The sequence below is a fragment of the Vibrio fujianensis genome (genome assembly GCF_002749895.1).
GTDB classification, from domain to species: domain Bacteria; phylum Pseudomonadota; class Gammaproteobacteria; order Enterobacterales; family Vibrionaceae; genus Vibrio; species Vibrio fujianensis.
On sequence record NZ_NBUS01000040.1, the window covers coordinates 168,120 to 175,169 of the forward strand.

Here is a 7,050-nt window from a genome sequence, read left to right on the forward strand (position 1 = left end):
TCGTGATCAAGTCGGTGCTGTCGTTGGGGTTCAACCTTTTGGTGGTCAAGGCTTATCTGGAACCGGCCCCAAAGCGGGTGGCCCCCACTATTTATACCGTTTTACCCAAGTGAAATATCACTAATTGACTGAGCGAGGAATTTTTATGGTACACCAAGTCACCTATTTTACTGATGCTCTTTCAGCCTGGGAAGATTGGAACTTTACACCCTATGATAAAAAGTGTGAACACTTACTTTCACTAAAGTCTCAGTTAGAAAAGGATAAAAAAGACTTAGCCCAAGTCATGGCTTATCATATTGAACATGCCACTTCGTTACTAGCTCAGCCTCATTGTTTGGTTGGACCGACGGGAGAAAGTAACCAACTCTACACATCAGGACGAGGTGTGGCTTTGATTATCCAGGAAGAACAAAGCCAAGCAGGTCAATGGTCTGTGATGGCTCTGCTCGTTTGTGCGTTAGCGGCAGGTAATAGCGTGGTGGTATGCAGTGACGATAGCGCGTTTATTGCCAGACTAGACGCTGCGATTCAAAATGCTTCGTTGCCGCTTAATGTTTTGCAACTAACTTCATTGGATGGCTATTCAACCTTAATCGAGTCAGATATTGGTAGTGTCGGTTATGTTGGCTCTGACGCATGTGAGCGCTTACTGAATCGACAATTAGCCAAACGTTCTGGCGCTATCATTAATCTGGTTTCTGAAACCGATTTTATTCAACTTCCGACCACTCATGATCCGCATCTATCGCTACGTTTTATTACCGAACGTACGCGAACTATAAATATAACTGCTGTGGGAGGGAATGCCACCTTGCTTGAGTTAGGAAGTGAAACTCATTAATCCTTTACTGACTTTCCCCTCGATTATGGAGGGGATGACAGAAAGCGATCTTATAAATAGAGGAAATATCAATGGAAAATAGCTTTGCTATTACAACAACCTTCATCATTTATTTAATTATGATGTTGGCGATTGGCGTGTTTGCCTATCAGCGAACAAAGAACTCAGCAGATTACTTTTTAGGGGGACGTTCTCTCGGCCCATGGCCTGCTGCGCTCTCTGCTGGAGCCTCTGATATGAGTGGTTGGTTATTACTGGGACTACCTGGTTATGCCTATGCTGCTGGAATTGAAGCATTTTGGTTGGCTGGTGGGCTTTTGCTGGGGACATGGGCAAACTGGCTTATTACGGCGAAACGGTTACGGACCTACAGTATTACGACTGACTCATTGACATTACCTGAGTTTTTATCACGTCGATTTAATGATAAATCGAAGCTGATTCAAACGATCTCTGCTTTTTTCATTCTGTTATTTTTCCTTTTCTATACCAGTTCTGGTTTAGTCGCAGGCGGTAAATTGTTTGAAACAGTCTTTGGGCTTGATTACACCACGGCTGTCATTATTGGTACGATTTGTGTGGTGTCCTATACCTTGTTTGGTGGATTTCTCGCGGTCTCTTGGACAGATTTAGTGCAAGGGTTATTAATGTCGGCGGCCTTGTTGATTGTGCCAATTACCGCCATGAATGGCGGATTTAGCCAGCTAGACTCCGATTTAAGCGACATAAATCCACAATTGCTCACATTATGGAATGATGTGAAAGGTCAACCTTTATCTATTATCGCTATTTTATCGTTAGTTGGTTGGGGTTTTGGTTACTTTGGTCAGCCGCATATCTTAGCGCGTTTTAAAGCGGCTCGATCCAATAAAGATCTCACCACTGCGCGTTGGATTGCGGTGATCTGGACGGCGCTTTCAATGTGTGGGGCTATGTTAGTGGGGTTAGTCGGATTAGTCTATGTGACCAACAGCGGTACAATGCAGCTAGATGATGGTGAAAAAATCTTTATGTTGTTGGTTAATGCTATTTTCCATCCGGTGATAGCGGGTATTTTGCTGGCGGCAATTTTAGCTGCGATCATGAGTACCGCTGATTCTCAATTATTGGTCTCTTCCTCGGCTTTGGCTGAAGACTTTTATAAACAGGTATTCAAGCAAGAGGCGAGTTCAGAAGACGTAGTACGCGTTGGCCGTTTAGCGGTTATTTTGATATCAATTGTGGCATTAATACTGGCGATGACGCCAGATAGTTCGGTACTTGGCTTAGTTTCTTATGCATGGGCTGGATTCGGAGCGGCTTTTGGCCCGGTGTTAGTTCTTAGCCTTTATTGGTCGAGAATGAACCGTAATGGCGCGTTGGCGGGAATTTTAGTCGGCGGCCTGACCATCGTGATTTGGAAGCAATTGGCAGGAGGATGGTTTGATGTCTACGAAATTTTACCCGGCATTATTTTTTCTACTGCAGCGATTGTGCTAGTGAGTTTTTTGACTGGTGAACCAGAAGAAACAGTAAAAGCACAACATGTTAGTTTTAAGAAGCAATTGGTTGAGTTAAATTAAGCCTATCATCGAGTCTCATGTCTTAATACCTCATACGATACGATGAGGTATTTTTTTGATTTTCATCACAAATATGTCATTGAGAACCGTATTGATGGAACCAAATGGGCAATATTGCGTCAATTGTCAATAACCTGAATAAGGAGAATAGAATTATGCCCGAAGCTTATTGCAACTGTTGTCACAAAATTACCCCGCACAAAGTTGTAATGAGGCGCTGTCAAACTTCTCCTTGCTCTAGTTGGCAAATTATCCTGCAATTCATGTCACTAGTCATGCATGGTGAGCATTACCATAAGATGAAAAAACAAGCCATTTGCCGACTATGCAATCAACCCTCTTCATTACCATCCACCAACTTTTCGCGTGCTAAAGTCAGCTAAGATATTGATGAAATCAATGGCTCTTGCTATGTCGAGGGCCTTTTCTTTTATTGGCAGTCCTGCATTACATTAATTTCATTTATATTTGATGGCAGTCACTATATTGGGAACTGAAACAGAGTTTTTTAATATTTTTCCCGTTAGTCTGCTAGCAGAATTATTCTAATTAAAGTAGGAGCTTACTCATGAAAATGAGTCTTAAAAGAAAAATGGTTTTTTCTGTTATTATTGCTATTGCGGTTACGGCAATGGCTTTAGTTATTGCAGGGTATCAAACATTTAAAAAAGACAGTTGGCGATCGATAGAGAGTGAAAGCCGAAATATCTTAGTTTCTTATTCAAAAGGTATTGGCGACTGGTTTCTCTCCAAGCAGGTTTCACTACAAGGTTTACGTGAAGAAATAGAGGTTAACCCTCAGCTTGATATTGTGGCTCATCTTAGACAGACGCTGCGTTCTGGTGACTTTAGCTTGAGTTTTTATGGTAATGAACAAGGAGAGATGTTTCGTCAAGATCCATCATTAAATCGAGCAGGTTATGATCCTAGAACTCGAGGTTGGTATAAAGAAGCCAAAGCAGCGCAAACGCCGATTACCACATCTCCTTATATTAGTGCAACGATGAATACTTTAGTGGTGACGTTAGCAGAGCCAGTGAATTACCGTGGACAATTTATTGGAGTGGCCGCCTCTGATCTTGTTTTAGAAAAATTGATTGCAGATATTTTAGCGATTGATGTCCCAGGTAAAGGATATGCCGTGCTAGTTAATCAGGAGGGAAAAATTGTTGCACACCCAAACCAAAAACTGATTTTAAAATCAACTGAAGAAATCGCGCCACAATTGACGATTCGTGCGTTACAAAATGCAGCAGCACAGCATTCTTTACTGAATTTTTCAGTGGATAGTAAAAGTAATGTATTAATGGCACAAACTATCGACAATACGGATTGGATGTTGGTAATGGTTATGGATAAAACGATTCTTGAGCAACCGTTAAAACAGATGTTATTTACACAATTATCTATCGGTTTCGTAATTCTCGTGCTCATGGCTTTACTTACCTCTTGGTTCGTGGCTCGCCAGTTGAATGCGTTAAGTCAAATTGCTACAGCGTTGGGAGATATTGCAGAAGGAGATGGAGACTTAACTCGTCGTTTGCCCGTAAAAAGTCAAGATGAAGTAGGGCTATTGGCTGACAAATTTAATAAGTTTGTCGATAGGTTACACGTGATGGTGAAAAATGTCCGTGATGTAACGGAAGCGCTCACCCAAGGAGCTAATCATGCTGCTAGTGCTGCAGCACAAAGAAGCGAGCGCATTCGTACTCAGCAAGATGAAATTACGATGGTAGCGACAGCGGTGACCGAAATGGCTTCCGCTACCGCTGAAATTGCGGGTAATGCAGAAAATACGGCTAAAAATGCTAACCAGTCTGTTGAGTTAGGGGCACAAGGTTATCAACAGATGCAGCAGAGTAAGCAATCTATTGACCAGTTAGCTAAAGAGCTAAATAACGCTGTTGCCATTATCGGCGAGTTGGAAGTTCATGCACATGATATCTCAACGATTCTTTCGACCATTCGGGCCATTGCAGAACAAACTAACCTATTGGCACTTAATGCCGCTATTGAAGCAGCTAGAGCCGGAGAGCAAGGTCGTGGTTTTGCTGTTGTTGCGGATGAAGTTCGAGTTTTGTCTCAGCGGACGCACTCTTCCACTGAAGAGATTCAGACGAAAATTACTGGGTTACAAAAAGTGACCAGTAATGCCGTTTCAGTCATGACAGAGAGTCATAAATTGGTTGAAACCAGTGTAGAGGATGTTAATCATACGGGAGAAAGCTTGCATGCGATTAGTGAAGCCATTCAGTTGATCAGTGATATGGCCACTCAAATTGCTTCAGCAGCAGAAGAACAATCACTCGTTACCTCGGATATTAATAGTAATACGGAGTCTGTCCGTGAAGTGAGTGATCAGCTTGCTGGTGATGCTATCGATGCCGTTCAACAGGCTAAAGCATTACACGCTTTAGCCAATGAGCTAGAAAAAGAGATCGCCCGTTTTAAATTGTAGCACTACCTATCATCGCGATATGACGATTATTGCTAGCCCTGACCAAGTTTGATCAGGGCTGTTTTTTTATAGACGAAATTTTCAAATAGACTGTTTCAGAGTTCCCCTTTGCAAAAACGCAACAAAGTATTACCATAATCAGCGAAGAATGAGCTCGGTTTTCATTCTTTATACTGAATACGTAATTTATTTATACAATTCTCAGGGCGGGGTGGAATTCCCCACCGGTGGTATACCCGATTGGGTGAGCCCACGAGCGCTCGATTCGTCGAGGTCAGCAGATCTGGTGAGACGCCAGAGCCGACGGTTATAGTCCGGATGAGAGAGAATGGCAATTATACCTACCAGTATGAAATAACTGCAGCGCGGTGGTGTTTATGCGATGGCGTAAATTCGCAGCTGAGAGCCGTGGTTATTTTCGTGAATTGGGTATACATCAGACATCGTGCAGGTGCATTTTTTGCCTCTTGTGTTTGATGCTTTCCGCTTACCTCATAACCGCCCTGATTCTGGTCATTATTAGGAGTAAACCATGAATCAGTTATCTTTACTTGCCGAATTTGGCGACCCTATTACTCGAGTCGAGCGCGCACTACAAGCCTTACGAGAAGGGCGAGGTGTTTTATTATTGGATGATGAAGATCGTGAAAATGAAGGGGACATCATTTATCCTGCCGAAACATTAACTGCAGAGCAAATGGCGCTGATGATCCGAGAATGCAGTGGCATCGTCTGTTTATGCTTGACCGATGAACAAGCGAATAAACTGGATCTCCCTCCTATGGTGCAACACAATAATAGCCAAAATCAAACGGCTTTTACCGTCTCAATTGAAGCGAAGAGTGGGGTAACAACGGGAGTGTCAGCCAAAGATCGAGTGACCACGATAAAAACTGCGATTAACCCTAATGCAAAACCAGAAGATCTTGCTCGTCCTGGGCATGTATTTCCTTTGCGGGCTCGTAAAGGTGGCATTATGACGCGTCGAGGTCATACTGAAGGGACGGTTGATTTAATGCAAATGGCGGGTTTGCTTCCTTCCGGTGTATTGTGTGAACTGACTAACCCAGATGGGACTATGGCGAAAACACCAGAAATTATTGCCTTTGGCCGCTTGCATAATATGCCAGTTCTGACCATTGAAGATATGGTGCAGTATCGTCTTGCTTATGAACAAAAGCTGGCTTGATCAACGCATTGAGTTACTGTTTTATACTCTTTTGATTTGACGTAAAAGGTATGAAAGTGTGATAACGCTCTTCATACCTTTCGCTTCATGTTAGAATTTGCCCTATTCTAGCGTGTTCTTACTCTACTTTATCGATTTGGGCTCAATCATGTCATTTGCACAACTTGGACTTAGCGAGGCTCTGATTCAATCAGTGGCTGAACTGGGTTATCACACACCAACCCCCATTCAACGTAAAGCCATTCCGGTTATTTTACAAGGACAAGATCTGATTGCGGCCGCCCAAACGGGTACCGGAAAAACCGCCAGCTTTGTCTTGCCGATTTTACATCAATTGCAAAATGGAAATATCCAACGGAAAAAGCGGATTCGAGCGTTGATTTTAGTCCCTACCCGGGAGCTTGCGATTCAGGTAGCGAAAAATACAGAGCAATATGCTCAGCATACTCGATTAACGACGTTGGCAATGTACGGTGGGGTAGATGAACAGACACAAAAGCAGCAGTTGATCGATGGCATTGATGTTTTAGTTGCCACGCCAGGGCGTTTGTTGGATATGTATGGTCAACGTGCTGTTCATTTTGATGAAGTTGAGATGGTGGTATTGGATGAAGCTGATCGGATGCTCGATATGGGGTTTATTGAGCCGATTAATAAAATCATTGATCGTCTTCCAAGACAGGCTCAATTTTTGCTCTTTTCTGCCACTTTATCGAACAAGGTTCGAGATTTAGCGAAGACTGCCGTCACCGACCCTTACGAGATTACGATTGCAGCCAACCAAGCCTCTAAAACGAATATTGATCAATGGCTTATTACGGTGGATAAAGATAAAAAATCCGCCCTATTAAGTCACTTAATCAAAGAAAATCATTGGGAGCAGGCGCTGATTTTTATCGAAACTAAACACGGGGCAGCAAAATTAGTCGCTCAGTTAGAAAAGCGAGGTATTTATGCGGAAGCTTTTCATAGTGGCCGTAGTCAAGCGATCCGCGTC

The 7,050-nt window shown here is 42.9% G+C and carries 6 protein-coding genes and 1 riboswitch; all 6 genes read left to right on the forward strand.

The window, feature by feature from the left end:
- On the forward strand, positions 1–124 hold a 124-nt coding region (locus B7C60_RS18140), incomplete at its 5' end, for a hypothetical protein (RefSeq protein WP_245868808.1).
- Positions 125–145: 21 nt separating this feature from the next.
- Positions 146–844 (forward strand): 1-pyrroline-5-carboxylate dehydrogenase, encoded by a 699-nt coding sequence (locus tag B7C60_RS06620; protein WP_099610976.1) that lies wholly within the window; start codon positions 146–148, stop codon positions 842–844.
- A gap of 71 nt (positions 845–915) precedes the next feature.
- Entirely contained in the window at positions 916–2,406 is a 1,491-nt protein-coding gene (gene putP, locus B7C60_RS06625) for a sodium/proline symporter PutP (protein WP_099610977.1), read from the forward strand.
- 568 nt (positions 2,407–2,974) lie between these two features.
- Complete coding sequence (locus tag B7C60_RS06635; protein ID WP_099610979.1) at positions 2,975–4,864, forward strand: methyl-accepting chemotaxis protein; 1,890 nt, start codon at positions 2,975–2,977, stop codon at positions 4,862–4,864.
- A 193-nt stretch (positions 4,865–5,057) separates the two neighbouring features.
- A riboswitch (FMN riboswitch) is annotated at positions 5,058–5,198 on the forward strand.
- Between the two features lie 198 nt (positions 5,199–5,396).
- Positions 5,397–6,053, forward strand: a complete 657-nt coding sequence (ribB, locus tag B7C60_RS06640) for a 3,4-dihydroxy-2-butanone-4-phosphate synthase (protein WP_099610980.1) — start codon at positions 5,397–5,399, stop codon at positions 6,051–6,053.
- Between the two features lie 148 nt (positions 6,054–6,201).
- Positions 6,202–7,050, forward strand: an 849-nt coding sequence (locus B7C60_RS06645) for a DEAD/DEAH box helicase (RefSeq protein ID WP_245868728.1), incomplete at its 3' end; no start/stop codon positions are given.